Source organism: Streptomyces sp. NPDC026417, from assembly GCF_055567695.1.
Genome location: NZ_JBVHPY010000022.1, coordinates 69,632 through 91,508 on the forward strand (window position 1 = coordinate 69,632; position 21,877 = coordinate 91,508).

Genomic DNA, 21,877 nt, shown 5'->3' on the forward strand with positions numbered 1-21,877 from the left:
TGCGGGGCGGCGGTAGGTGCGAAGCGTGCGCGAGAGGAGGCAAAACTTCCGCCAACTCCTCCGAGTTGGTAACCAACTCTGTTTGAGTTGTCCCCACTTGGTAGCCAGTTATAAACAACTTTCAAACAACTCCCCATAGATGGACAGAAGTTGTAGCGTTTGGTCGTGACCCAGGAGAACGGTGCAGTGAACGGCGACAGAAGGCGTTCGCCCCAGGAGATCGCCGAGGCCCTGCGGGACCGCATCCGCGGCGGAGACCTGAAGGCCGGGGACCGCCTGCCGACCCAGGCCGAGCTGGCCGAGCAGTTCGGCGTCGAGCGGGGCACCGTCCGCCAGGCGTTGCGGGTCCTCCAGGAGGACGGGCTGCTGAGCAACGTGAGCAAGGGGAGCCCGCCGAGGATCGCCGAGGCCTCGCCGGGCCTGGAGGTGCCGCAGCCCACGATGGTCGGCCTGGCGCCGCGGCTGACCGAGGCCTTCGCGTCCCCGCATGTCCGGGTGGACGCCGCGTGCCTCACCGCCGAGACGCTGATGCTGGCCCTGGGGGAGCCGGTCCGTCTCATCCACGAGGGCCGCATCCGGCCGGAGAAGGTCGACGTACGGATCCTGGTGCCGAGCCGGGAGATCAATCTGGCCTTCCCGGTCCCCGTCGAGAGCCGCGAGGAGGGCGACCCCGACCCCGTGCACCGGCGCTGGCTCGCGCAGCGCGACGCGCAGGTCCAGGTGCTCCGGCACAACCTGCGCTCCCTGCGCTCCTCGCACGGCATCGACGTGCGGGTCTCCTTCCGTGCGCTGCCGTTCACGCCGCCCGTCAAGCTCTACCTGCTCAACGGGACCGAGGCGCTGATCGCGTACTACACGGTCACCAGGCGGGAGGAGGAGGTCGGCACCGGGACGCTGGAGATGTTCGACGCGCTCGGCGGCCAGTCCCTCCTCTTCTCCTTCGAGAAGCGCGCCGGCCGGCGGGACGCCGCCTTCGTGGAGGAATCCCAGAAGTGGTTCGACGCCCTCTGGGAAACCATCACGACGGACCTGACACTCTCCTAGTGACTTCTGATGCGTCGAAGCAGACTGTTCGGGTGACGGAAGAGACGGATTCACTGACGGAGTTGATCGAAAAGGCACGCTTCGTGCTCTTCGACTTCGACGGGCCGATCTGCGGGCTCTTCGCGGGCCACAAGGCGGAGCGGGTGGCCGGGGACCTGGTCAGGTGGCTGGAGGGGCGGGGCCTGCACGGTCTGCTGACGGAGAAGGAGCGGGAGTCGCTCGACCCGCACACGGTCCTGCACGCCGTCGACCGCCGCCACCCCGGCAGTGACCTCGTGGCGGAGCTGGAGGAACGTCTCACGCAGGAGGAGCTGCGCGCCGCGGCCTCGGCGATGCCGACCCCGTACGCGGATCCGCTGGTCCGCACATGGACGGCGGTCGGCGCGCGGCTCGCCGTCGCCACGAACAACTCGCCCCGGGTGGCGCGCAGGTATCTGGGATCCCGGGGTCTGGCGGGCTGCTTCGAGCCCCACATCTACGGACGCACCCAGGACCTGCACCTCCTCAAGCCCCACCCCCACTGTCTCCACCGGGCCCTCAATGCCCTCGGGGCCGCGCCCGCCGCCGCCCTGATGATCGGCGACACCCCGTCCGACTTCCTGGCGGCCGACGAGGCGGGCGTTCCGTTCCTCGGCTACGCGCGTAACGAGGCCAAGGAAGGGCTCCTGCGCGCGGCGGGGGTGACGACGCTGGTGAACTCACTGCAGCCGGTGCTGGCGACGCTGCGGCGCTGATGCGGCCGTGCCGGGCGCGGCCTGCCCGGCCGGCGCCCGCCGGGCGGGCGCCGGAGCCCGGGTTCACGGCTTCAGGACGACCTTTCCCACCAGCGCGCGTCCCTCGATGGCGGTGTGGGCGTCGGACGCCCGGTGCAGGGGGAAGGCCTCGGCGATCACGGGGCGCAGGCGGCCCGCCGCGGCCTCGCCGAGGGCGGAGGCCATGAGACGGACCCGCTCGTCGGTGCCGAACTGCAGGTCGCCGATGCCGAGGAGGGTGATGCCGCGGCGGGCCGCCTCCTCCCGGTCGACCGGGGTGAAACCGCCGGTGGGGGCGCCGTGGGCCGAGAAGAGCCCGCCCTCGGACGTCAGCGGGAAGGCGGCGGCACCGACCCGGCCGCCGACGCCGTCGAGGACCACGTCGGCGGCGCAGTCGTCACCGCCGAGCGCCGCGGCGGCGGCCGACGGCCAGTCCTCCCGCGCCGCGTCGACCGCCGCGTCGGCCCCCAACTCCCTTACCAGAGCGAGCTTTTCCGGGCCGCGGGCGACCGCCACCACGCGGGCGTCGCGGGCGTGGGCCAACTGGACGAGAAGCGTGCCCATGCCTCCCGAGGCGCCGAGGACGAGCACGCGGTCGGTGGGTCCGACCCCGGTCAGTTCCAGCAGACCGCTCGCCGTCACACCGTCGTGCACCAGGGCCGCGGCGGTACGGAGGTCGAGGCCGTCGGGGACGGGGACCAGCGCCGGGACCGCGGCCACGGCCCGCTCCGCATAGCTGCCCGTCACGAAGGCGGCGACCCGCCGGCCCCGCCAGTCCGCCGCCACCTCGGGGCCCACGGCGCTCACCACTCCCGTCACGCCGCCGCCCGGCACATACGGGGGAGTCGACGGAAAGAACTCGCGGCCCCAGCCGCTCCTGAGCTGGGTCTCCACGAAGATCGTGTCCGCGTAGGCGACATCGATCACCACCTCGCCCGGCCCCGGGACCGGGTCGGGCAGGTCGACCGGCACCAGGACCTCCGGGCCGCCGAATTCCGTCACCTGTGCTGCCAGCATCGTGCTCTCCCCAGGGGTCGCCGAGTGCGCGGATCGGTGCGCACGCATCGCAGTCTTCGACCTCAAGTCGGCTTGAGGTCAAGGACGCCCGGTCGTGAACGTAGGCTCGGGGCATGGGTGAGATCGGGCTGCGCGAGCGCAAGAAGCAGCGGATGTACCAGGCTGTCTCCGACATCGCGATCGGGCTCTTCCTGGAGAGGGGCTTCGATCAGGTGTCGGTCGCCGAGGTGGCCGCCGCCGCGGAGATCTCCAAGCCGACCCTCTTCCGGTACTTCCCCACCAAGGAGGACCTCGTCCTGCACCGGTTCGCCGATCACGAGACCGAGGCGGCGCGCCTGGTCTCCGGCCGCCCGGCCGGGGAATCCGCGACGGGGGCCGTGCGCAGGCACTTCGTCGCCGGCCTGGAGCGCTTCGATCCCGTCACCGGGCTCAACGACGACCCCCGGGTGCTCGCCTTCCACCGGCTGCTCTACGGGACGCCCTCGCTGGCAGGACGCCTGCACGCCTATCTGGAACGCTCCGAGTCCGCCCTCGCCGACGCGCTCGGCGGCGACCTCGACGCCCGGCTCGCCGCCGGTCAGATCATCGCCGTACAGCGCGTCCTCGCCCTGGAGAACTGGCGGCGGATGGCGGCGGGGGAAACGGCCGCGGAGGTGCGGCGGGAAGCCGTCGCCACCGCCGAACGGGTCTTCGCCCGGCTGGAGCGGGCTCTCGCGGCAACCCGGTAAATTATGTTACCGAGTCACTGTTTCGGTTACGCTTCATGGAATGACGCCATCCGACCCCTCCCGTGCCCTCACCCGTGAACGCGCCTTCCACGAGGCCTGCCGCGCCGCCCTCGCCGCCATGGTCGAGGGCGCGCAGGAGCAGGTCGTCACCGGCGAGGACGTGTCCGCCTCCGGTGCCGACGCCGAAGTCCTCGGCTACCAATTCCGCAGCCGGGCCAAGGAACTGCGCGAACTGCCCGAGGGTCCGCTCTTCTTCGGGCGGCTCGACTTCGCGGAGAGCGGGGACGAGCACGCCGCAGGCGACAGCGTGAGCGGCCGGGGCGGACAGGCCACGGGCGGGCACGCCGGGCAGAGGTACCACATCGGCCGCCTCCGGATCACCGAGCGGCCCTCCGCCCCGCCGCTGGTCGTCGACTGGCGCGCGCCCGTGTCCCGCGCCTTCTACCAGGCGAGCGCCCGCGATCCGCAGGGCGTCGCCGTGCGCCGCCGGTTCGGCTGGGCGCCGGGAAGCCGCGGGGACTCCGCCGATCTCACCGGCCTGGAGGACGAGCTGCTGACCGGCGGACGTCAGGACGGCCTCGACGTGCCCGGTGGGCCCGGCGAGGGCAGCCGCATCCTCGCCCACGAGATCGAACGCCCCCGGGTCGGCCCGATGCGGGACATCGCCGCGACCATCCAGCCCGAACAGGACGACCTCGTACGGGGCGACCCGACGGTCTCGGTCTGTGTGCAGGGCGCCCCCGGCACGGGCAAGACGGCGGTCGGGCTGCACCGGGCCGCGTACCTCCTCTACACCTTCCCGCAGCGCATCCAGCGCGGCGGCCTGCTGATCCTCGGACCCAACCGCACCTTCCTGTCGTACATCTCGGAGGTGCTGCCCGCCCTCGGCGAGACGGGGGTGCGGCAGTCGACCGTCGGCGACGAGATCGGCCTGCACCCCGTCACCGGCGAGGACGACGAGCGGGCCGCCGCCGTCAAGCACGACGCCCGGATGGCCCGGGTGCTCCGCCGCGCCCTGTACTCCCGGGTGGCCCCTGGCCGGGCCTGTTCCCTGGTGGTGCCGGACGGTTCGTACCGGTGGCGGATCCCGGCGGACGCCTTCGAGCGGCTCGTGGACGGCGTACGCGCCGAGGAGCCGCCGTACGCGACCGGACGGGAGCGGGTCAGGACGCGGGCCGTGCGGTACCTGCAGGCACAGGCCGAGCGGCGCGCGGGGCCCCGGACGCCCGCGTGGGTGCAGCGGATCTCCCGCGCCCGGGCGGTGGGCGCCGGTGTGGACGCCGTCTGGCCCCGGGTCCGGGCGGAGGAGGTCGTGGCGGAGCTGCTCACCGAGCCGGGGGCGCTCGCCGCGGCGGCGGAGGGGATCCTCGACGCGGACGAGCAGAAGGCGATCCTCTGGGCGCGGCCCCCCAGGTCGTACCGGTCGGCGCGGTGGTCGGCCGCGGACCTCGTGCTCCTGGACGAGGTGGCCGGCCTCCTCGAACACCCGAAGAGCTACGCCCATGTGGTGGTCGACGAGGCGCAGGACCTGTCGCCGATGGAGTGCCGTGCGATCGCCCGCCGGGCCTCCTTCGGATCGCTCACGGTGCTCGGGGACCTGGCCCAGGGGACGACACCGTGGGCCGCCCGCACCTGGCCCCGGCTGCTCGCGCACCTCGGCAGGCCGGACGCCCCCGTGGTGCCGCTGACCACCGGCTTCCGGGTCCCGGAGGCCGTGGTCGGCATCGCCAACCGGCTGCTGGAGCGGCTGGAGGTGGAGGTGCCGGGGGCGCGTTCGCTGCGCAGGGACGGGGAGTTGCGGATCCGGGAGGGCGCCGACGCGCTGTCCGCGACGGTCGGCGCCGTGCGCGAGGCCCTGGCCCGGGAGGGCTCCGTCGGCGTGATCGCGGCCGACGCGCAGGCGCCGCGGGTGCGGGAGGCCCTCGACGCCGCGGGCATCCCGCACGCCGGACCGGACGCACTGGGCGCCCGGGTCACGGTGCTGGCGGCCTCCCTGGCCAAGGGCCTCGAGTACGACCACGTCGTCGCCGTCGAGCCGGCGGCGATCGCGGAGGCGGAGCCGCGAGGCCTGCACCGGCTCTACGTGGTGCTGACCCGGGCGGTGTCCCGCCTGGACGTGGTGCACACCCGGCCGCTGCCCTGGTGAGAGGGACCGCGGTTCACCAGGGCAGGGGCCGCCCGTCGCGGAAGAAGCCCCCGGTCGGGCCGTCGTCCGGCAGGGTGGCCGCCCAGACGATGCCCGCCGCGCCCTCCGCGACCGGCCGGCCGCCGGCGCCGCCCATGTCGGTGGCGACCCAGCCGGGGCAGACGGCGTTCACCAGGATCCTCGCGTCGCGCAGTTCCCCGGCGAGCATGCGGGTCAGCGCGTTGAGCGCCACCTTCGACGCGGTGTACGCGGGAGTGCCGCCGCCCATGCTCGCGAACGAGGCCGCCTCGCTGGACACGTTCACGACGCGGGGGTGCGCGCTCGCGCGGAGCAGCGGAAGCAGGGCCTGGGTGAGCCGCCACGGACCGTACAGATTGGTCTCGGCCGCCTCCCGCACGACGTCCAGGTCGGCGGTGTCCGCGCGTTGCCAGGTGTCGTAGGTGATGGCGGCGTTGTTGATCAGCACGTCGAGGGCGTCGAGCGAGCGGGCGGCCTCGGCGATGTCGGCCCCGGACGTGACGTCCAGCCGCAGCGGGCGGGCGAGCGGGCCGATCGCCCGGGCCGCCTCGGCCGCTGCCTCGAAGGAGCGTGCGGTCAGGAACACGGTGTGCCCCGAGGCGGCGAGCTGCCGCGCGACTTCGCGGCCGATGCCACGGTTGCCGCCGGTGACAAGCGCGATCATGGAAGCTCCCGGAAGGATCTGGTGCGGGTCTCTGCACGGGGAGCCTGGCACGCCGACCCGTCGCCACGAAGGCGGTCCGCCGCGATGCCGGGACCCGCGAGGGTCCGGGACGGTGGCGCCCGGCTCCCGGCGCGCCGACGGTGCGGCCGAGGAAGCGGCCCGGTGGGGGCACGTCGGCGCGGTCCCACCAGGTCCGGGGCACGCCGGCCCGGTAGGTCGGGCGGCAGCTAAATCGCTCGGCACGCCACTCGGGGAGAACTAGGGTTCCGCGCTATGGCAATTGCTTCCGATCCTCCCCCGCGTCTCGGCAGTCTGACCTTCCACGGGCCGCTCTCCGAAGCCCGCGCCGGGCGCATCGTCGCGCGGCTCGCCGCCGCCTCGCCCTCCACCGTCCTCGACATCGGCTGCGGCTGGGGCGACATGCTGCTCCGCGTTCTGGAGTCCGCCCCGGGATCGACCGGCGTGGGCCTCGACATCAACGCCGAGGACCTGGCCCGGGGCAGGGACCTCGCGAAGGAGCGCGGGCTGGCCGGACGGGTCGAATTCATCGAGGAGTCCGCCCTCGGCACGGCACGCGGGCCCGTGGACGCGGTGCTCTGCCTGGGGGCCGGTCAGGCGCTGTGCGACCCCGGGCAGCCGTACGATCCCGGCGCCGTACTGCACGAGCTGCGCCGCCTGGTCCGTCCGGGCGGACGTGTCGTCCTGGGCGAGGGCTTCTGGGAGCGCACCCCGACGGACGAGGAACTCGCGGCCATGTGGCCCGGGGCGCGGGCGGGCGACCACCTGCGGCTGGGACCACTCGTCGACCTCGCCGTCGAGGCGGGCTTCCGGCCGGCGTGGATCGAGTCGGCGAGCCGGGAGGAGTGGGAGGAGTTCGAGTCCGGCTACCGCCATGACACGGAACTCTGGCTCGCCGGGAACCCGGACCATCCCCGCGCCGCCGAGACCCGCGAACGGGTCGACCGCCAGCGGTCGTCCTGGGTCGACGGCTACCGCGACATCCTGGGCATCGCGTACCTGACCCTCGTCCCGGTCACCCGAACCTGAACACCGCGCGGACGTGGCGTGGCGCACTTTTGCTAGCAGGCGCTTGCAATTGTTAGCGAGAGTGCGGCAGGGTGGGGGCATGGCATCGCTCAACGTCGGCAATCTCGGTGAGTACCTGCGCGAGCAGCGGCGCAACGCCCAACTGTCGCTGCGGCAGCTCGCCGACGCCGCCGGGGTGTCCAATCCGTATCTGAGCCAGATCGAGCGCGGGCTGCGCAAGCCGAGCGCGGAGGTGCTGCAGCAGGTCGCCAAGGCCCTGCGGATCTCCGCCGAGACGCTGTACGTGCGGGCCGGCATCCTCGACGCCGAGCGGGACCGGGACGAGGTGGAGACGCGCGCCGCCCTCCTCGCCGATCCGACGCTCACCGAGCGGCAGAAGCAGGTGCTGCTCCAGATCTACGAGTCCTTCCGCAAAGAGAACGGGTTCGAGATCGCCGTGGTGGCCGAGGACGTTCGGGACACCGACGTGCAGACTGCTCCCGGCGCGCAGCACCCGCAGGACATACCGGACGCCCAGGACACCACCCGCCACGGCCCCCGCACGGCCGACGGCAGCGATGCCGGCCCGCAGCAGACGGCCAGTTGAGACGTCGTAGCGGCCGTCTCCGCAGCGGACCACACACACCCTCAGTCGACAGCCCATCCGGGAGGACCACCCTCATGGCCATCACCGACGACATCCGCAAGGCCGCCACCGACCCGACCCCGCTGTACTTCCTGGCCGGCACCGCCGACCTGGCCGTCCAGCAGGCCAAGAAGGTGCCGGCGCTCGTGGAGCAGATCCGCGCCGAGGCCCCGGCGCGCATCGACACCGTCCGCAACATCGACCCGAACGCCGTGCAGGAGAAGGCGAGCGCCCGCGCCAAGGAGGCGCAGGAGACGCTCTCGACCAAGGTGACCGGGTTCATCAGCACCCTCGACACCGACCTCAAGAAGATCGGTGAGTCCGCCCAGGACCTCGCCCTGCGCGGGGTCGGCGTCGCCGCCGAGTACGCGGTGAAGGCCCGGGAGACCTACGAGAAGGTCGCCGAGCACGGCGAGCAGGCCGTGAAGACCTGGCGCGGCGAGGCGGCCGAGGAGATCGAGGAGCTGGCCATCGCGGTCGAGCCCAAGGCCGAGCCCGGCGAGATCAAGGTCGAGGACAAGCCCGCCACGACCGGCACTGTGACCGCCGCCCCGGTGACGCCCGCGTCGGCCGCGAAGAAGACCCCGGCCAAGAAGAGCACCGCCAAGAAGACGACCCCGCCCGCCAAGTAGCGCGGCAAGGCGGACCGTCGCACGACGGATCGACGGAGCAGCGAGCGCGGCCGGGCACCCCTGGGGTGTCCGGCCCGTTCTCCGGGTACGGTTGCCGCGTCAGGAGTCGCGGCGGGAACGGGCGGTGGGCAGCATGCTGATGTTGGGCTTCGCGGGGTTGTTGGGACTGCTGAAGATCGTCCTGATGGCCCTCGCCGCCTTCGGGCTGTTCGACGCGGCCTTCCGGCGCGAGGACGCGTTCCGTGCGGCGGACAAGCAGACGAAGCCGTTCTGGCTGATCATCCTGGCGCTCGCGCTGGTGGTGAGCTACCTGTTCTCGATCCTGTCGTTCCTGCCGATCATCGGCGTCATCGCCAGCATCGTCTACATCGTGGACGTCCGGCCCGCGGTGCGCACGGCCTCCGGCGGCGGTGGCGGCCGCGGTCGCCGCGGCTCCAGCAGCGACGGCCCCTACGGCCCGTACAACGGCGGTCGCTGACCTGCGCCCCTTCGCGGGGCGACCGGCCTCGCTGCGAGCGGCGGTGATCGGCGGCAGTCCGCCGGGCGCCGACCCGCCTCGCTCCGAGCGAGGGTGATTCCGATGCGGGCCCGTACGGGCCACGCACCGGTGACCGCCGCCGCGCCCCGCTGCGCGCGGGGGACGGATCAGGGCGCGCGGTCGAGCAGCAGGACCGCCACGTCGTCGGTCAGCTCGCCGCCGTTGAGGTCCCTGACCTCGTTCACCGTCACGCGCAGCAGCTCCTCGCCCTGCAGGCCTTCGGCGAGCCGACGGCGCACCAGCTCCACCATGCCGTCCTGGCCGAGGCGCTCCTTGCCCTCGCCGACCCGGCCCTCGATCAGGCCGTCGGTGTAGAGCATCAGGCTCCACTCGGCGCCGAGCTCCACCTGCATGCGCGGCCAGCGTGCCTGCGGCAGCAGACCCAGCGCCGGGCCCCCGTACTCGTACGGCAGCAGCTGCGCCAGGCGTCCGGGGCGGGCGATCAGCGGCGACGGGTGACCGGCCAGGCAGAGCCCGGCCCGGCGGCCGTCGGGCGCGATGTCCACGGTGCAGAGGGTCGCGAAGATCTCGTCGTTGTCGCGCTCGTGCTCCAGCACCTGCTGCAGCGTCGAGAGCAGCTCGTCCCCGCACAGGCCCGCCAGCGTCAGTGCCCGCCACGCGATGCGCAGCTCCACGCCGAGCGCCGCCTCGTCCGGGCCGTGCCCGCAGACGTCGCCGATCATGGCGTGCACGGTGCCGTCCGGGGTGCGGACGGTGTCGTAGAAGTCGCCGCCGAGCAGCGCGCGGGAGCGTCCCGGGCGGTAGCGGGCGGCGAACCGCAGCTGGGATCCCTCCAGCAGAGGCGTGGGCAGCAGACCGCGCTCCAGACGGGCGTTCTCCTGTGCCCGCAGCCGGGACTCGGTCAGCCGTCGCTCGGCCGTGTCGGAACGTTTCCGCTCCACCGCGTACCGGATCGCGCGGCTCAGCAGCCGTCCGTCCAGTTCTTCGCGCAGGAGGTAGTCCTGGGCACCCACGCGGACCGCCTCCGCGCCGCGCTCGGCGTCGCCCGACCCGGTCAGGGCCAGCACGGCGTGCCGGGGCGCGAGCTGGAGCACGTGCTTGAGGGTGGCCAGCTCGTCGTCGCTCCCGGCGGCACGGCCGGGAGCGGGCAGGGTCAGGTCGAGCAGGATGCAGTGGACGTCGTCGGTGAGCAGGCGCTCGGCCTCGGTGAGGTTGCGTGCGGTGCGGATGCGGATCGGCTTGCCCGCCGCGTCCAGCATCTGGGGCACGCTCAGCGAACCTGCCGGGTCGTCCTCGATGACGAGCAGGGTGAGGTTGGTGGTGCTGTCGGCAGGAGCCGTGGTGCCGCCCGCCGGTGCGTTCGCGAACGGGGCCATGGGTGAGGACGCGGCTTGAGCCTGACCACTCTCCACGGCCGGGATCGCTCTCTGCCGCGGTACGGGTGCGGGCATCGTTGTGGGTTCCTTCCCTCCCCCCGAGGGTGTGGTGGGGCGAAGGTCCGACCCACCGACGGGGACCATAGCGGTACCCGGCGCCGCAACGGAATGGTGTGCGGCAAACGGCCACCGTCATATGCCGCATCCCGTACCGCAATTGGGCACGGCACCGGCCCGCAGGTAATGACGAAGGTCACGTCGCGCGGGTTGCCCGGCCGGGCGGACGTGACTCATCCCACGTGCGGCAGGTCACGTCGGGCCCGGCGCCGCCCGCACTCGTGCCGGAGCGGCGCCCGGACGTGTCCCGACAAGCCCTACTTGTCGGGCCGCACGACCCCGAGGATCGGCATCGAGCCGGCGCCCGCGATCGTCACCGTGCGCCCCGGCCGCGGGGCGTGGACGATCGCGCCGTCGCCGATGTACATCCCGACGTGGGTGGCGTCGTCGAAGTAGATGATGAGGTCACCGGGGCGCATGTCCTTCACCTCGACGTGCGGGAGCCGCTTCCACTGCTCCTGCGAGGTGCGCGGAATGCCCTGCCCGGCGGCGGCCCACGCCTGCGAGGTCAGCCCCGAGCAGTCGTACGTCCTCGGTCCCTCGGCGCCCCACTCGTAGGGCTTGCCGATCTGGGCGGTCGCGTACTGCACGGCCTTCCTGCCCTGCGCGGACGCCTTGCCGTTGATCTCGGCCAGGACTCCGGAGCCGAGCCAGGCCGTCTGCGCCGCGTGAGCGGCGTCCTCCTCCAGCTTCGCCAGCCGCTTCTTCTCCTCGGCGGCGAGCTGCGATTCGAGCTTCTCGGCGCTGGCGATCCGCTGCTTGATCTTCTTCTTCGCGGAGGCCTTCGCCTTGCGGTTGGCCTCCAGTCTGCGCCACTGGGCGGACGCGTCCTTCGTGTACTGCGCCAAGTCCTTCTGGGTGCGCGTCATCTCGGCGAGCATGCCCTTGGTCGCGTGCTCGCCCTGGCGCACCCGGCCCGCCCCGTCCAGGTACTGCTGCGGGTTGTCGCTCAGCCACAGCCGGGCGTCGGGCGGGAGCCCGCCGCCGCGGTACTGGGCGCGGGCCGCGGCGCCCGCGCGGTCCTGCAGTCCGTCCAGCTTTGCCTGGCCCTTGACGATCTCCCGGGCCAGCGCGACGAGCTGGGTGGACTGCTTCTCGGTCTTCTCCTCGGCCGCGTTGTACGCGTCCGTGGCGACCGCCGCCTCGTGGTAGAGGTCGGCCAGCTTCCTGCGGACCTCTTCAAGCTCCTTGCCGGACCGGGGGGTTGCGCCGGACGACGGTGCGGGGGTGGGGTTCGGATCGGCCGGGCTCGCGTAGGCCGTGCCCGGTGCGCTCAACACGGTGACCGCGCAGACGAGAGCCACGGCCGCCGTGGTCAGGCTCCGCTTGCCGCATCCCATACTTCGCCCCCAAAGCTGATTTACCGTCAGTAACTTACGACGCCTCGGGGATCGTGCCATGTCGGCGCGCGGTGCGACAGGGGCGGACTGCAACTCCCTTTCCGCTTTCCCCGCTTGCGGGCCCCCGAGGCGATCTCCCCGCCTGTGTGACGAACGACTCACGGAGATCGTTCCCCGCAGGTCAGGGGCCCGTGGCGACGGGATCTCCCGGCACCGGTCCGGGTGGGCTGCCATTCGGAGCCCTCAGCCCCCCGGCGCCAACGCCTCCCAGCGGACCGTCACTTCGCCCTGGCGCCAGCGCGCCGCGCCGTCCGTCAGGGGCCAGTCGGTCGTCAGTGCGCGCGCGGTCCGTATCCAGCGCTGCCGGGCGCCGTACGAGGCGTAGGGCGCGGCGGCGGCCCAGGCGCGGTCGAAGTCACGCAGGAAGGCGTGCACCGGCTCGCCCGGGACGTTGCGGTGGATGAGCGCCTTCGGGAGCCGCTCGGCCAGGTCGGAGGGGCGCTCCAGGGAACCCAGGCGGGTGGCGAAGGTGACCGTGCGCGGGCCCTCGGGGCCGAGGGCGACCCAGACGTGGCGGCGGCCGATCTCGTCGCAGGTGCCCTCGACGAGGAGTCCGCCGCGGGAGCCGGTCGCCGGATCGGCCGGCGCGAGCCGTCCGCACATCAGCTCCCAGGCCGCGGTCACCCGGTCCTCGTCGTACTGGCGCAGCACGTTCGCGGCGCGGATCAGCGACGGCCGGCCGGGCACCGGGACCTCGAAGCCGCCGCGCCGGAACGCGAGGCCCTCGCGCTCGTACGGCTTGGCGACCGCGACCCGGTCGGGCTCGATCTCCACGCCCACGACGCGAGCCCGTGGAGCGACCGTGCGCAGCCGCACCAGCAGCTCGACCGCGGTCCAGGGCGCGGCCCCGTACCCGAGGTCGACCGCGACCGGGTCGGGGGTCCGGCGCAGCTCGGCGCCGTGCGTGGCGGCGATCCAGCGGTCCATGCGGCGCAGGCGGTTGGGGTTCGTGGTCCCGCGCGTCACCGCTCCCACGGGGCGGGACGCGGCGCGGGCTGTCATGCGTACGAGGGTATGCGCAGGGTGCGAGGGTCCGGCGCGCCTGTGGACAACCGCGGAGCCCGAGCGCGGCAGCCCCCGCACGCGCGTTCGTCTCGAACGGTTGAGCGACAAGCGGTAATGATTCGGCAAAGAGGAAATGGAGCGGAGGGCTCCGGCGTTCCCCACCTTGGAGGGTGGCGTGCACCCTCCCGACGCCATGCCCGCAGCGAGGAGGACCGCCACGTGAGCCAGTACGTCAGCAGGCTCGGGCGTCGCTCGGCGACGGCACCCTCGAGGCTCAGGCTGTACCGCAGGCCCCGGCGCGTCGCCATGCTCTCCGTGCACACGTCCCCGCTGCACCAGCCCGGCACGGGCGACGCCGGCGGGATGAACGTCTACATCGTGGAGCTCGCCCAGCGCCTGGCCGCGATCAACATCGAGGTGGAGATCTTCACCCGCGCGACGACCGGGGCCCTTCCGCCCACCGTCGAGCTGGCCCCCGGCGTGCTCGTCCGGCACGTGGACGCGGGTCCCTACGAAGGACTCGCCAAGGAGGACCTGCCCGCCCAGCTGTGCGCCTTCACGCACGGCGTCATGCAGGCCTGGGCGGGCCACCGCCCCGGCTACTACGACCTCGTCCACTCGCACTACTGGCTCTCCGGCCACGTGGGCTGGCTGGCCGCCGAGCGCTGGGGCACGCCCCTGGTGCACGCGATGCACACCATGGCCAAGGTCAAGAACGCGGCACTCGCCGAGGGCGACACCCCCGAGCCCGCCGCGCGGGTCATCGGCGAGACCCAGATCGTGCGGGCCGCGTCCCGGCTCATCGCCAACACCTCCGAGGAGGCCGAGGAGCTCGTGCGCCACTACGACGCCGAGCCCGGCAAGGTCGCCGTCGTCCACCCGGGCGTCAACCTGGACCGCTTCCGCCCCGCCGACGGCCGGGCCGCCGCCCGCGCCCGCCTCGGTCTGCCGCAGGACGCGCTGATCCCCCTGTTCGCGGGCCGGATACAGCCCCTGAAGGCGCCCGACGTGCTGCTGCGCGCCGTGGCCGTGCTGCTGGACGAGCGGCCCGAGCTGCGCTCGAAGATCCTCGTCCCGGTGGTGGGCGGCCCCAGCGGCAGCGGCCTCGCCAAGCCCGAGGGGCTGCAGAAGCTGGCGGCCCGGCTCGGCATCGCCGACGTGGTGCGCTTCAGGCCGCCGGTCGGGCAGGAGCAGCTCGCGGACTGGTTCAGGGCCGCGTCGGTACTGGTCATGCCGTCCTACAGCGAGTCGTTCGGGCTGGTCGCCATCGAGGCGCAGGCGGCGGGCACGCCGGTACTGGCGGCGGCCGTGGGCGGGCTGCCGGTGGCGGTCCGCGACCGGCACACCGGGTTCCTGGTGCAGGGGCACGATCCGGCCGCCTACGCGCGCGTGCTGCGTGACTTCGCCGACGACCACGAGCTGCCCGCGCGGATGGGCGCGGCGGCCGCCCGGCACGCTCAGGGCTTCGGCTGGGACACCGCGGCCGCCGCGACGGCCGACGTGTACACCGCGGCGACGCAGGCGCACCGCCGCGGACTGCGCGCGCACCACGGCTGACCGCGCACCACGGGCCGGCGGCGCTCCTGGGTCGACCGCGCGTCACGGCCGGCCCGTGGTGCTGGGACGAGCGCGCACCACGGCTGACCGTGCTGCGGGGCTGTCCGCACGCCGCGGCCGGCCGCCCCCGGTACCGCATCGGGCGGGCCCCGGAGCCTCGCCCCGCCTGCCCGGGACCGCACGATCCGGCGCCCGCCCTCCCGCCCGGCCGGCCCCCGCGCTGACGTACGCTCGCTCCATGGCTGACGCAGCGTCGATCATCGAGCAGGTCCTCACCGAGGCCGAGCTGGAGTGGGAGAGCCCCGAGGCGGGCTCGTACGTCGTGAAGCTGCCCGGGACGCGCAAGCTGTCGACGACCGTGTCGCTGATCGTCGGCAAGCACTCGCTCTCGCTGAACGCCTTCGTGATCCGCCACCCCGACGAGAACGAGGAAGCGGTCCACCGCTGGCTCCTGGAGCGCAACCTCAAGCTGTACGGGGTCGGTTACGCGGTCGACCGGCTCGGGGACGTGTACCTGGTCGGCAAGCTGCCGCTGGCCGCGGTGACATCCGACGAGATCGACCGCCTGCTCGGCTCGGTGCTCGAAGCGGCGGACGGCTCGTTCAACACCCTCCTGGAGCTCGGTTTCGCGTCCGCGATCCGCAAGGAGTACGCCTGGCGGGTGTCCCGCGGTGAATCGACGCGCAATCTGGACGCGTTCAGCCATCTGACCGAGCGCCCGTCCAACTGACCGAGTCCACCTCCGTGCCGGGTCCTGCACGCCCCCTTCCCTCGCCCGGGTCGCCGTGGCATGCTCACCGCCGACGCAGATCTGAACGTCGTTCACGCATGTGAAAGGTGGCGGAGATGGGCAACCGGTACGCGGGGTTCACCAGGCGGAGTCTGCTCGGCGGTGCCACGGCCGTGGCCGCCGCAGCCGTCACCGGCGGCACGGTGGCGGCCGCCGCGCCGGGCCGGATCCCCTCCCTCTGGCGGGAGTTCACCCGCAGCCCCTTCACGCATCCGCAGATCCCGTACATCGGCCGGGCCGGCTACCGCGCCGGTGTCGCGCGCCCGCCCCGCCGGCCCGTCGTGGCCGACGTGCGCGACCACGGTGCCGTCGCCGACGGCGGCACGGACTGCGCCCCCGCGATCAACCGTGCCATCGCTGCCGCCGGAAGGGCCGGCGGTGGCACGGTTCTCATCCCGCCCGGCACCTACCGCATCGACGGTCTCGTCCACATCGGGTACGACAACGTCGTCCTGCGCGGCGCCGGAAGTTCCCGCACCACGCTGTACGCCACCAAGAACCTCACGGAGCTGATCGGGGTCTACGGCTCCCGCTACGGCGGCGACAAGTCGTCCTGGTCCTGGGCCGGCGGCCTGGTCTGGCTGGCGCCGAAGGCCCGCTGGGACGCGCTCGTCGATGCCGTCAGGGCGAAGGCGTGGCCCTTCGAGGGCTGGACCGGCAACGCCCGCGACGAGTGGGAGACCCTCACCACCGTCGCCCCCGCCACCCGCGGATCCTGGTCGGTGACGGTCGCCGACGCCCGTCGGCTGAAGCCGGGCCGGCTGGTCCTGCTGCGCCTCGCCGACGACGCCGGACACACGCTCCTGGAGCACGTGGCGGGCGGCGGGCCGGGCCCCGAGGCGTACTCCTGGGACGACAAGACCAAGCTGACCAGCTACGTCCCCTACGAATGGCCGGTGCGCATCGCGCGCGTGCAGGGCCGGAAGGTGACGTTCGAGCGCCCGCTGCCGCTGGACGTCCGCCCGGAGTGGGACCCGCGCCTCACCACCCACGTGACGGCGCTGACCGGGGCGGGCGTCGAGGGCCTCACCCTGGAGGCCGTCGAGACACCGCAGTCCCCGCACCTCCTCGACCGGGGCTACAACGGCGTCACCTTCCAGTGCGCCTACGACTGCTGGGCCGACGACGTCGTCGTACGGCATGTCGACAACGGCTTCGGGCTCGTCGCCGCCTCCGCCTGCACCCTGCGCCGTACGAAGGTCGCCGGACGCGGCGCCCACCACCCGTACTTCTGCCGCGAGGGCGCGCACGACAACCTCGTCGAGGACTTCACGATCGAACGGCGCACGGTCCCCGCCCCCGCCGGAACCCAGCTCCACGGCATCAACGTGGAGGGTCTCTCCTCGTACAACGTCTGGTCGCGCGGCGAGATGCAGATGGGCACCTTCGACTCCCACCGGGGCATGCCGTTCGCGAACGTCCGCACCGACATCACCGTCGACAACACCGGCCGCCACGGCGGGGACGCGAGCGCCGGGCCTCTCTTCGGCGCCCGCTTCACCCACTGGAACATCCGCGTCACCAACGGCCGCGCCGGACTGATGAAGATCGACGGCCTCGCCCCGTACAGCGCCACCGTCGGCATCGGAGAGGTCACCGAGTTCGACCAGACCGACGTGCCCGACTTCACCGGAGACCTGCACTCCCGCCTGGAGCTGTACGGCACCACCGACGTCGTACGGCCGCGGAACCTGTACGACGCTCAGCGGGAACTGACGCGGTAGCGGCCCGGGGCCACGCCGACCAACCGCTTGAAGTGGCGGGTGAGATGGGACTGGTCGTAGAAGCCGGTCGCCGTCGCCACCTCCGCCGGCCTTCCGCCGTCCAGGAGGAGCCGCCGGGCGCGGTCCACCCGACGGGACATCAGGTACTGGTGCGGAGCGATGCCGAACGCCGCGGTGAACGCCCGCACCAGGTGGGCGGGATGGGCGTGCAGCAGCCGCGCGGCCTCGTCGAGGGCGACGCCGCGGGCCACCCGCTCGTCGAGGAGTTCGCGCAGGCGCAGGGCGAGCGGGCGGTCCGGCCGCCGCCGACCGGCGGCGCGTCCGGGCCGCAGGTGCGTGCGCAGCCGCTCGTCGATCAGCGTCAGCCGGCTCTCCGCCTCCAGTTCGTCGCCGGGGCGCGCGAGAGCCGAGTGCAGCAGCCCGACGCGGTGGCGGAGCACGGGGTCGACCAGGTCGGGCCCGTCCACCGCGGGCCCGATGAGGCTCTCGTCGAGCCGGCTGAGATCCAGGTAGAGGACCCGCTTGCGGAAGCCGTCCGCGGTGGCGGGCGATCCGTTGTGCGGGACGTGCGGCGGGAGCAGCGAGACCGTGTCGTGCGGGGTGCCGTGCTCGTGCCGGTCCAGGTCGTAGCGCACGGCACCGGCGTCGACGATCAGCAGCGTCCACGCGTCGTGCACGTGCATGGGGTACGCGTACTCCGTGTAGTGGGCGTGGAAGACCTCCACGACACCCGGTACGCGCGGGCGCCATGCGGAGATCTCGCGCTGGGCCACCATGCAAGAAACGTACAAGACCGCGGGCCGCCCCGGTCGGCAGTCTCACGGCATGAGCAGCGAGAACTCTCCACGCACCGACACCGCGGGCCCGGTGCCCGGGGACGCCGGATCCCCGGATGCGCCACCCGTCCGCTTCGACACCAAGATCGCCGTGCTGCTGCGCGACGACCTGGAGCCCTGGCAGCGTCTGAACGTCACCGCGTTCCTGGTCAGCGGCCTCGGGGCGAGCGTCCCCGAGGTGGTGGGCGAGCCCTACGAGGACGCGGACGGCGTCCCGTACCTGCCGATGTTCCGCCAGCCGGTGCTGATCTTCGAGGGCTCCAAGGAGACGCTGACCACCGCGCACGGCCGGGCCCTCACCCGGGCCCTGCCGCGTGCCGTCTTCACCGCCGACCTCTTCGCCACCGGCAACGACCGGGACAACCGGGCGGCCGTACGGGCCGTGCCGACGGCCGAACTGGACCTGGTGGGGCTCGCCGTGTACGGACCGCGCAACGGGGTGGACAAGGTGCTCAAGGGAGCGCGGATGCATCCGTGACGGGGCCGGCCGGCCCGTGTGCGCCGATCCGGGCCCCGTGGACGGGGTGCCCGCGGGTCAGACCGCGGTCACCTCGGGGCAGGCGCCCGATGCGGGAGCGGTGGCGGGCCCCGCCACCGGTGCCGTCCCGGTCGGCGCCGCCTTCGGTGCCGTTCCGGTCGGCGCCGCCTCCGTGAGGCCGGTCGGCGGGGCCGTGGCCGGGGTGGGCCGGAGACCCGTCGCCGAAGCCCTGGCCGGATCGGGGGCGAGGGCGGCCGGCAGGGGAGCCGTGGCCGGGTCCTTGGCCACGCCCCCCGGCCGGGCGGTCGGGACGGTGGGCTGGTTCGCGCCCGGGCCCGCCGGCAGCGGCGCGGCCGGGTCCCCGAGGAGGCCGGGCGGCAGCGGCGTGGCCGGGTCCGCCGGGACGCCGGTCGGGAGGGCGTCGGACGGCGGGGTGGGCAGCTCCGCCTCGCGGGCCTCGGCGACAGCGGCCGGCCGGCCGGTGGCCGGGGGCTCCGGCGGCAGACGTCGCATCAGGACGCCGTATCCGGCACCCGCCACCGTGCCCACCACCGCGCACAGCGCCCACAGCCAGGCCGCGCCGAACCGGTCGATGACCACGCCGGACATCACCGGCGCGACGAGGGCCGCGAGCGACCAGGACATGGTGTACATGCCCTGGTAGCGGCCACGGCCGTCAACCGGGGACAGGCGGACGACCAGCCCCGTCTGCGTCGGCGCGTTGACGATCTCGGCCAGCGTCCACACGCACACCGTGAGGGCGAAGAGGCCGACGGAGCCGGCGAAGACGGTGAGGCCGAAGCCGTAGCCCGCGAGGAGCGACGAGACCACCAGCAGCCGCTTGGGGTCCCGGTGCTGGATGAACCGCGTGACCGGGATCTGCAGCGCCACGATGAGGACACCGTTCACGGCGATCGCCATGCCGTAGTCCGCGGCCGTGAAACCGGCCGCGCCCATCGCCACCGGCAGTCCCACCGAGCCCTGCTGGAAGACGACGGCGACCAGGAAGGACAACCCGACGACGCTCATGAAACGGCCGTCGCGCAGGACGGTGCCGAGGTTCGCCGCGGGTTCGGCGGAGGTCTTGGCCGCGGGTGCGGGGCGGGACTCGGGCAGCTTGGCGAAGACGACGAGCGCGCACACCAGGGTCATGCCCGCCTCGATGAGGAAGCCGGCGAGATAGCTGAACTCGGCGATGAAACCGGCGGCCGTCGAGGAGACGGCGAAGCCGAGGTTGATGGCCCAGTAGTTGAGGGAGAACGCCCGCACCCGGTCCTCGGGGCGGACGATGTCGGCCATCATCGCCTGAACGGCGGGTCGGGAGGCGTTGCTCGCCATGCCCACGACGAAGGCGACGGCGGCGATCGCGACGGGGTCGTGCACGAAGCCGAGCACCGCGACGGACACCGCCGTCGAGGTCTGCGCCACGAGCAGCGTGGGCCGCCGCCCCAGCCGGTCGGTCATCACTCCCGCGCCGAGCGAGGAGATGACCCCGCCGAGGCCGTGCAGCGAGGCGACGAGACCGGCGTACGAGGCGGAGTAGCCGCGGTCCAGCGTCAGGTAGAGCGCCATGAACGTGGCGACGAAGGCGCCGAGGCGGTTGACGAGCGTGCTGGTCCACAGCCACCAGAACTCGCGGGGGAGTCCCGAGACGGTCTCTCGGACGGCGCGTCTCACGACGGCGATCGGCATCGGGAATCCCCCCACGGGTAAGCGGCTCAGGCGGTGAGCACAACTTACGAGCGGCGGAGTCCGGGGAGCCAGTCAATTAGCAGATGCCGTCAACTGTCCGGCTTCCGGGCAGGCGAGCGAGGGGGCGAAGGCTTCGATTACGCTCGGAGCCATGGCCGACGCACCGTACAAGCTGATCCTCCTCCGCCACGGCGAGAGCGAATGGAACGCGAAGAACCTGTTCACCGGCTGGGTGGACGTCAATCTCAACGAGAAGGGCGAGAAGGAGGCAGTCCGCGGCGGTGAGCTGCTCAAGGACGCCGGCCTGCTGCCCGACGTGGTCCACACCTCGCTCCAGAAGCGCGCGATCCGCACCGCGCAGCTGGCCCTGGAGTCCGCGGACCGCCTCTGGATCCCGGTCCACCGCTCCTGGCGCCTGAACGAGCGCCACTACGGCGCCCTCCAGGGCAAGGACAAGGCGCAGACGCTCGCCGAGTTCGGCGAGGAGCAGTTCATGCTCTGGCGCCGCTCGTACGACACCCCGCCGCCGGCGCTGGACCGCGACGCCGAGTACTCCCAGTTCTCCGACCCGCGCTACGCGACCCTCCCGCCGGAGCTGCGCCCGCGGACGGAGTGCCTGAAGGACGTCGTCGTCCGCATGCTGCCGTACTGGTTCGACGGCATCGTCCCGGACCTCCTGACCGGCCGCACGGTCCTGGTCGCCGCCCACGGCAACTCGCTCCGTGCCCTGGTCAAGCACCTGGACGGCATCTCGGACGCCGACATCGCCGGCCTCAACATCCCGACCGGCATCCCCCTCTCCTACGAGCTGGACGCCGACTTCAAGCCGCTGAACCCGGGCGGCACCTACCTCGACCCGGAAGCGGCGGCAGCCGCCATCGAGGCCGTGAAGAACCAGGGCAAGAAGAAGTAACGCGACACCAGCAGACCCCCGCCCCGCCATGTCCTGGCAGGGCGGGGGTTTTTGCTTGGCAGAAGGCGCACCCGTTGATCTGGCTGACGCGGAGCAACACCAGTCCGCGGGTCGGAGCCGGCAGCGTCGAGCGTGCCCCGGTACGACCTGCGCCTCCCCTCGCGGCGGCCGGCTCCGGCGGGCGGGGGCGTTGCGCTGGATGGGCGCGGGCAGGTTTGCCCGGATCGGCCCCGGTCCATGGCTGTTGACGACCCTTCAACCCCCAAGACAAGGGAGTCTCTTCATGCGCATGCGCACCTTGGTCACCGCAGTGGTCCTGTCCGCCGGTTGTGTGCTGGGTGGTTCGGCCCAGGCGCTGGCCGCCGACTGGGGCGGTTCGGGCGACGGCGACGGCCACGTGTCCGGCTGCGGCATCCTCGCCGGTGCGGGCGGCGGTTACGCCTGGTACGCCGAGGGCTGTCTGAACGTCGACGAGGACGCCGAGGAGAACGGCGACGACGACGGCCGTGAGCTGGCCGGCGACGAGAGCCGTGGTGCCCACCCCGCAGGCATGTCGGACCCGCTGCACCTCGGCGGCGTCCAGTACTGACGCACGCGACACGGAAGGGGCCCCGCCGGAATCGGCGGGGCCCCTTCTCCGTCGTGGCGGATCAGCCGCACTGGCAGGGGTTGCCGGACTGGCAGCCGCAGCCGCAGCCGGAGCCGCACCCGCAGGCACCGAACAGCGGGAGACTCTTGATCTCGGCGGGCTGCTGCGTCTCGCGGTCCTGCGTGGGGTCGGGCGTACTGGGGGATTCGGCCATGGGTCCCTCCTTCG

21 protein-coding genes and 1 pseudogene are annotated in these 21,877 nt (G+C 73.1%); 14 read left to right on the forward strand and 8 right to left on the reverse strand.

The window, feature by feature from the left end; genetic code table 11:
* Window positions 1-159: 159 nt before the first annotated feature.
* Both ACZ4NT_RS30045 and ACZ4NT_RS30050 read left to right on the forward strand, forming a co-directional pair.
* Window positions 160-1,044 carry a GntR family transcriptional regulator gene (locus tag ACZ4NT_RS30045; RefSeq protein ID WP_121402168.1) on the forward strand — a complete coding sequence of 295 codons (885 nt, stop codon included), beginning with the start codon at window positions 160-162 and terminating at the stop codon, window positions 1,042-1,044.
* 32 nt (window positions 1,045-1,076) lie between these two features.
* A complete protein-coding gene (locus ACZ4NT_RS30050) occupies window positions 1,077-1,778 on the forward strand; it encodes an HAD family hydrolase (protein WP_467728380.1) in 702 nt (233 codons plus the stop codon).
* A gap of 63 nt (window positions 1,779-1,841) precedes the next feature.
* On the opposite strand, the gene ACZ4NT_RS30055 is transcribed toward ACZ4NT_RS30050, so the two are convergent.
* Window positions 1,842-2,813, reverse strand: a complete 972-nt coding sequence (locus ACZ4NT_RS30055; protein WP_467728381.1) for a zinc-binding dehydrogenase — start codon at window positions 2,811-2,813, stop codon at window positions 1,842-1,844.
* A 113-nt stretch (window positions 2,814-2,926) separates the two neighbouring features.
* Here ACZ4NT_RS30055 and ACZ4NT_RS30060 point away from each other — a divergent pair, with 113 nt between their 5' ends.
* Window positions 2,927-3,541, forward strand: coding sequence for a TetR/AcrR family transcriptional regulator (locus ACZ4NT_RS30060; protein ID WP_121402171.1), 615 nt, complete (start codon window positions 2,927-2,929; stop codon window positions 3,539-3,541).
* A 40-nt stretch (window positions 3,542-3,581) separates the two neighbouring features.
* Entirely contained in the window at window positions 3,582-5,687 is a 2,106-nt protein-coding gene (locus tag ACZ4NT_RS30065; protein WP_467728382.1) for a HelD family protein, read from the forward strand.
* A gap of 13 nt (window positions 5,688-5,700) precedes the next feature.
* Here ACZ4NT_RS30065 and ACZ4NT_RS30070 read toward each other — a convergent pair whose 3' ends face one another.
* Complete coding sequence (locus ACZ4NT_RS30070) at window positions 5,701-6,369, reverse strand: SDR family NAD(P)-dependent oxidoreductase (RefSeq protein WP_121402173.1); 669 nt, start codon at window positions 6,367-6,369, stop codon at window positions 5,701-5,703.
* Between the two features lie 273 nt (window positions 6,370-6,642).
* On the opposite strand from ACZ4NT_RS30070, the gene ACZ4NT_RS30075 reads away from it, so the two are divergent.
* The 4 genes from ACZ4NT_RS30075 to ACZ4NT_RS30090 all read left to right on the forward strand — a co-directional run bounded on the left by ACZ4NT_RS30075 (window position 6,643) and on the right by ACZ4NT_RS30090 (window position 9,151).
* On the forward strand, window positions 6,643-7,416 hold the full coding sequence (locus tag ACZ4NT_RS30075) for an SAM-dependent methyltransferase (protein WP_467728383.1): 774 nt from the start codon (window positions 6,643-6,645) through the stop codon (window positions 7,414-7,416).
* A gap of 79 nt (window positions 7,417-7,495) precedes the next feature.
* A complete protein-coding gene (locus ACZ4NT_RS30080) occupies window positions 7,496-8,002 on the forward strand; it encodes a helix-turn-helix domain-containing protein (protein WP_121402175.1) in 507 nt (168 codons plus the stop codon).
* A 74-nt stretch (window positions 8,003-8,076) separates the two neighbouring features.
* A complete protein-coding gene (locus ACZ4NT_RS30085) occupies window positions 8,077-8,673 on the forward strand; it encodes a hypothetical protein (RefSeq protein WP_121402176.1) in 597 nt (198 codons plus the stop codon).
* Window positions 8,674-8,806: 133 nt separating this feature from the next.
* The gene (locus ACZ4NT_RS30090) at window positions 8,807-9,151 is read left to right on the forward strand and encodes a DUF2516 family protein (RefSeq protein WP_183116814.1); all 345 of its coding nucleotides are present in this window, start codon (window positions 8,807-8,809) and stop codon (window positions 9,149-9,151) included.
* 167 nt (window positions 9,152-9,318) lie between these two features.
* On the opposite strand, the gene ACZ4NT_RS30095 is transcribed toward ACZ4NT_RS30090, so the two are convergent.
* From ACZ4NT_RS30095 to ACZ4NT_RS30105, 3 genes are all read right to left on the reverse strand, one after another.
* Window positions 9,319-10,623: a response regulator gene (locus ACZ4NT_RS30095; protein WP_121402178.1), complete on the reverse strand. Its 1,305-nt coding sequence runs from the start codon at window positions 10,621-10,623 to the stop codon at window positions 9,319-9,321.
* A gap of 299 nt (window positions 10,624-10,922) precedes the next feature.
* Window positions 10,923-12,005, reverse strand: coding sequence for a C40 family peptidase (locus tag ACZ4NT_RS30100; protein ID WP_121402179.1), 1,083 nt, complete (start codon window positions 12,003-12,005; stop codon window positions 10,923-10,925).
* Between the two features lie 243 nt (window positions 12,006-12,248).
* On the reverse strand, window positions 12,249-13,067 hold the full coding sequence (locus tag ACZ4NT_RS30105) for a class I SAM-dependent methyltransferase (protein WP_467728384.1): 819 nt from the start codon (window positions 13,065-13,067) through the stop codon (window positions 12,249-12,251).
* Window positions 13,068-13,289: 222 nt separating this feature from the next.
* On the opposite strand from ACZ4NT_RS30105, the gene mshA reads away from it, so the two are divergent.
* The 3 genes from mshA to ACZ4NT_RS30120 all read left to right on the forward strand — a co-directional run bounded on the left by mshA (window position 13,290) and on the right by ACZ4NT_RS30120 (window position 17,141).
* Window positions 13,290-14,627 (forward strand): D-inositol-3-phosphate glycosyltransferase, encoded by a 1,338-nt coding sequence (gene mshA / locus ACZ4NT_RS30110; protein ID WP_121402181.1) that lies wholly within the window; start codon window positions 13,290-13,292, stop codon window positions 14,625-14,627.
* Window positions 14,628-14,865: 238 nt separating this feature from the next.
* Window positions 14,866-15,357 (forward strand): type III secretion system chaperone family protein, encoded by a 492-nt coding sequence (locus ACZ4NT_RS30115; protein WP_121402182.1) that lies wholly within the window; start codon window positions 14,866-14,868, stop codon window positions 15,355-15,357.
* A gap of 116 nt (window positions 15,358-15,473) precedes the next feature.
* Entirely contained in the window at window positions 15,474-17,141 is a 1,668-nt protein-coding gene (locus ACZ4NT_RS30120) for a glycosyl hydrolase family 28-related protein (RefSeq protein ID WP_467728385.1), read from the forward strand.
* Here ACZ4NT_RS30120 and ACZ4NT_RS30125 read toward each other — a convergent pair.
* Entirely contained in the window at window positions 17,120-17,917 is a 798-nt protein-coding gene (locus ACZ4NT_RS30125; RefSeq protein WP_467728386.1) for a helix-turn-helix transcriptional regulator, read from the reverse strand. The two genes, ACZ4NT_RS30120 and ACZ4NT_RS30125, sit on opposite strands and share 22 nt — an antisense overlap.
* Between ACZ4NT_RS30125 and ACZ4NT_RS30130 the strand changes: the two genes are divergently transcribed.
* On the forward strand, window positions 17,916-18,455 hold the full coding sequence (locus ACZ4NT_RS30130; protein WP_467728387.1) for a DUF2000 family protein: 540 nt from the start codon (window positions 17,916-17,918) through the stop codon (window positions 18,453-18,455). The genes ACZ4NT_RS30125 and ACZ4NT_RS30130 overlap by 2 nt on opposite strands.
* Window positions 18,456-18,902: 447 nt before the next feature.
* On the opposite strand, the pseudogene ACZ4NT_RS30135 reads toward ACZ4NT_RS30130, so the two are convergent.
* A pseudogene (locus tag ACZ4NT_RS30135) lies at window positions 18,903-20,147 on the reverse strand (MDR family MFS transporter); the annotation flags it as partial.
* A gap of 151 nt (window positions 20,148-20,298) precedes the next feature.
* Between ACZ4NT_RS30135 and ACZ4NT_RS30140 the strand changes: the two are divergent.
* Entirely contained in the window at window positions 20,299-21,060 is a 762-nt protein-coding gene (locus ACZ4NT_RS30140; RefSeq protein ID WP_467728388.1) for a phosphoglyceromutase, read from the forward strand.
* Window positions 21,061-21,343: 283 nt separating this feature from the next.
* Window positions 21,344-21,649, forward strand: coding sequence for a hypothetical protein (locus ACZ4NT_RS30145; RefSeq protein WP_121402187.1), 306 nt, complete (start codon window positions 21,344-21,346; stop codon window positions 21,647-21,649).
* Between the two features lie 61 nt (window positions 21,650-21,710).
* Here ACZ4NT_RS30145 and ACZ4NT_RS30150 read toward each other — a convergent pair whose 3' ends face one another.
* A complete protein-coding gene (locus ACZ4NT_RS30150; protein WP_183116816.1) occupies window positions 21,711-21,863 on the reverse strand; it encodes a hypothetical protein in 153 nt (50 codons plus the stop codon).
* Between the last annotated feature and the right edge of the window lie 14 nt (window positions 21,864-21,877).

Bases quoted from the DNA above. Each gene is read 5' to 3' on its own strand.
- ACZ4NT_RS30055 (WP_467728381.1), bottom strand. From the start codon at position 2,813: ATGCTGGCAGCACAGGTGACGGAATTCGGCGGCCCGGAGGTCCTGGTG.
- ACZ4NT_RS30060 (WP_121402171.1), top strand. From the start codon at position 2,927: ATGGGTGAGATCGGGCTGCGCGAGCGCAAGAAGCAGCGGATGTACCAG.
- ACZ4NT_RS30065 (WP_467728382.1), top strand. From the start codon at position 3,582: ATGACGCCATCCGACCCCTCCCGTGCCCTCACCCGTGAACGCGCCTTC.
- ACZ4NT_RS30070 (WP_121402173.1), bottom strand. From the start codon at position 6,369: ATGATCGCGCTTGTCACCGGCGGCAACCGTGGCATCGGCCGCGAAGTC.
- ACZ4NT_RS30075 (WP_467728383.1), top strand. From the start codon at position 6,643: ATGGCAATTGCTTCCGATCCTCCCCCGCGTCTCGGCAGTCTGACCTTC.
- ACZ4NT_RS30080 (WP_121402175.1), top strand. From the start codon at position 7,496: ATGGCATCGCTCAACGTCGGCAATCTCGGTGAGTACCTGCGCGAGCAG.
- ACZ4NT_RS30085 (WP_121402176.1), top strand. From the start codon at position 8,077: ATGGCCATCACCGACGACATCCGCAAGGCCGCCACCGACCCGACCCCG.
- ACZ4NT_RS30090 (WP_183116814.1), top strand. From the start codon at position 8,807: ATGCTGATGTTGGGCTTCGCGGGGTTGTTGGGACTGCTGAAGATCGTC.
- ACZ4NT_RS30095 (WP_121402178.1), bottom strand. From the start codon at position 10,623: ATGCCCGCACCCGTACCGCGGCAGAGAGCGATCCCGGCCGTGGAGAGT.
- ACZ4NT_RS30100 (WP_121402179.1), bottom strand. From the start codon at position 12,005: ATGGGATGCGGCAAGCGGAGCCTGACCACGGCGGCCGTGGCTCTCGTC.
- ACZ4NT_RS30105 (WP_467728384.1), bottom strand. From the start codon at position 13,067: ATGACAGCCCGCGCCGCGTCCCGCCCCGTGGGAGCGGTGACGCGCGGG.
- ACZ4NT_RS30115 (WP_121402182.1), top strand. From the start codon at position 14,866: ATGGCTGACGCAGCGTCGATCATCGAGCAGGTCCTCACCGAGGCCGAG.
- ACZ4NT_RS30120 (WP_467728385.1), top strand. From the start codon at position 15,474: ATGGGCAACCGGTACGCGGGGTTCACCAGGCGGAGTCTGCTCGGCGGT.
- ACZ4NT_RS30130 (WP_467728387.1), top strand. From the start codon at position 17,916: ATGCAAGAAACGTACAAGACCGCGGGCCGCCCCGGTCGGCAGTCTCAC.
- ACZ4NT_RS30125 (WP_467728386.1), bottom strand. From the start codon at position 17,917: ATGGTGGCCCAGCGCGAGATCTCCGCATGGCGCCCGCGCGTACCGGGT.
- ACZ4NT_RS30140 (WP_467728388.1), top strand. From the start codon at position 20,299: ATGGCCGACGCACCGTACAAGCTGATCCTCCTCCGCCACGGCGAGAGC.
- ACZ4NT_RS30145 (WP_121402187.1), top strand. From the start codon at position 21,344: ATGCGCATGCGCACCTTGGTCACCGCAGTGGTCCTGTCCGCCGGTTGT.
- ACZ4NT_RS30150 (WP_183116816.1), bottom strand. From the start codon at position 21,863: ATGGCCGAATCCCCCAGTACGCCCGACCCCACGCAGGACCGCGAGACG.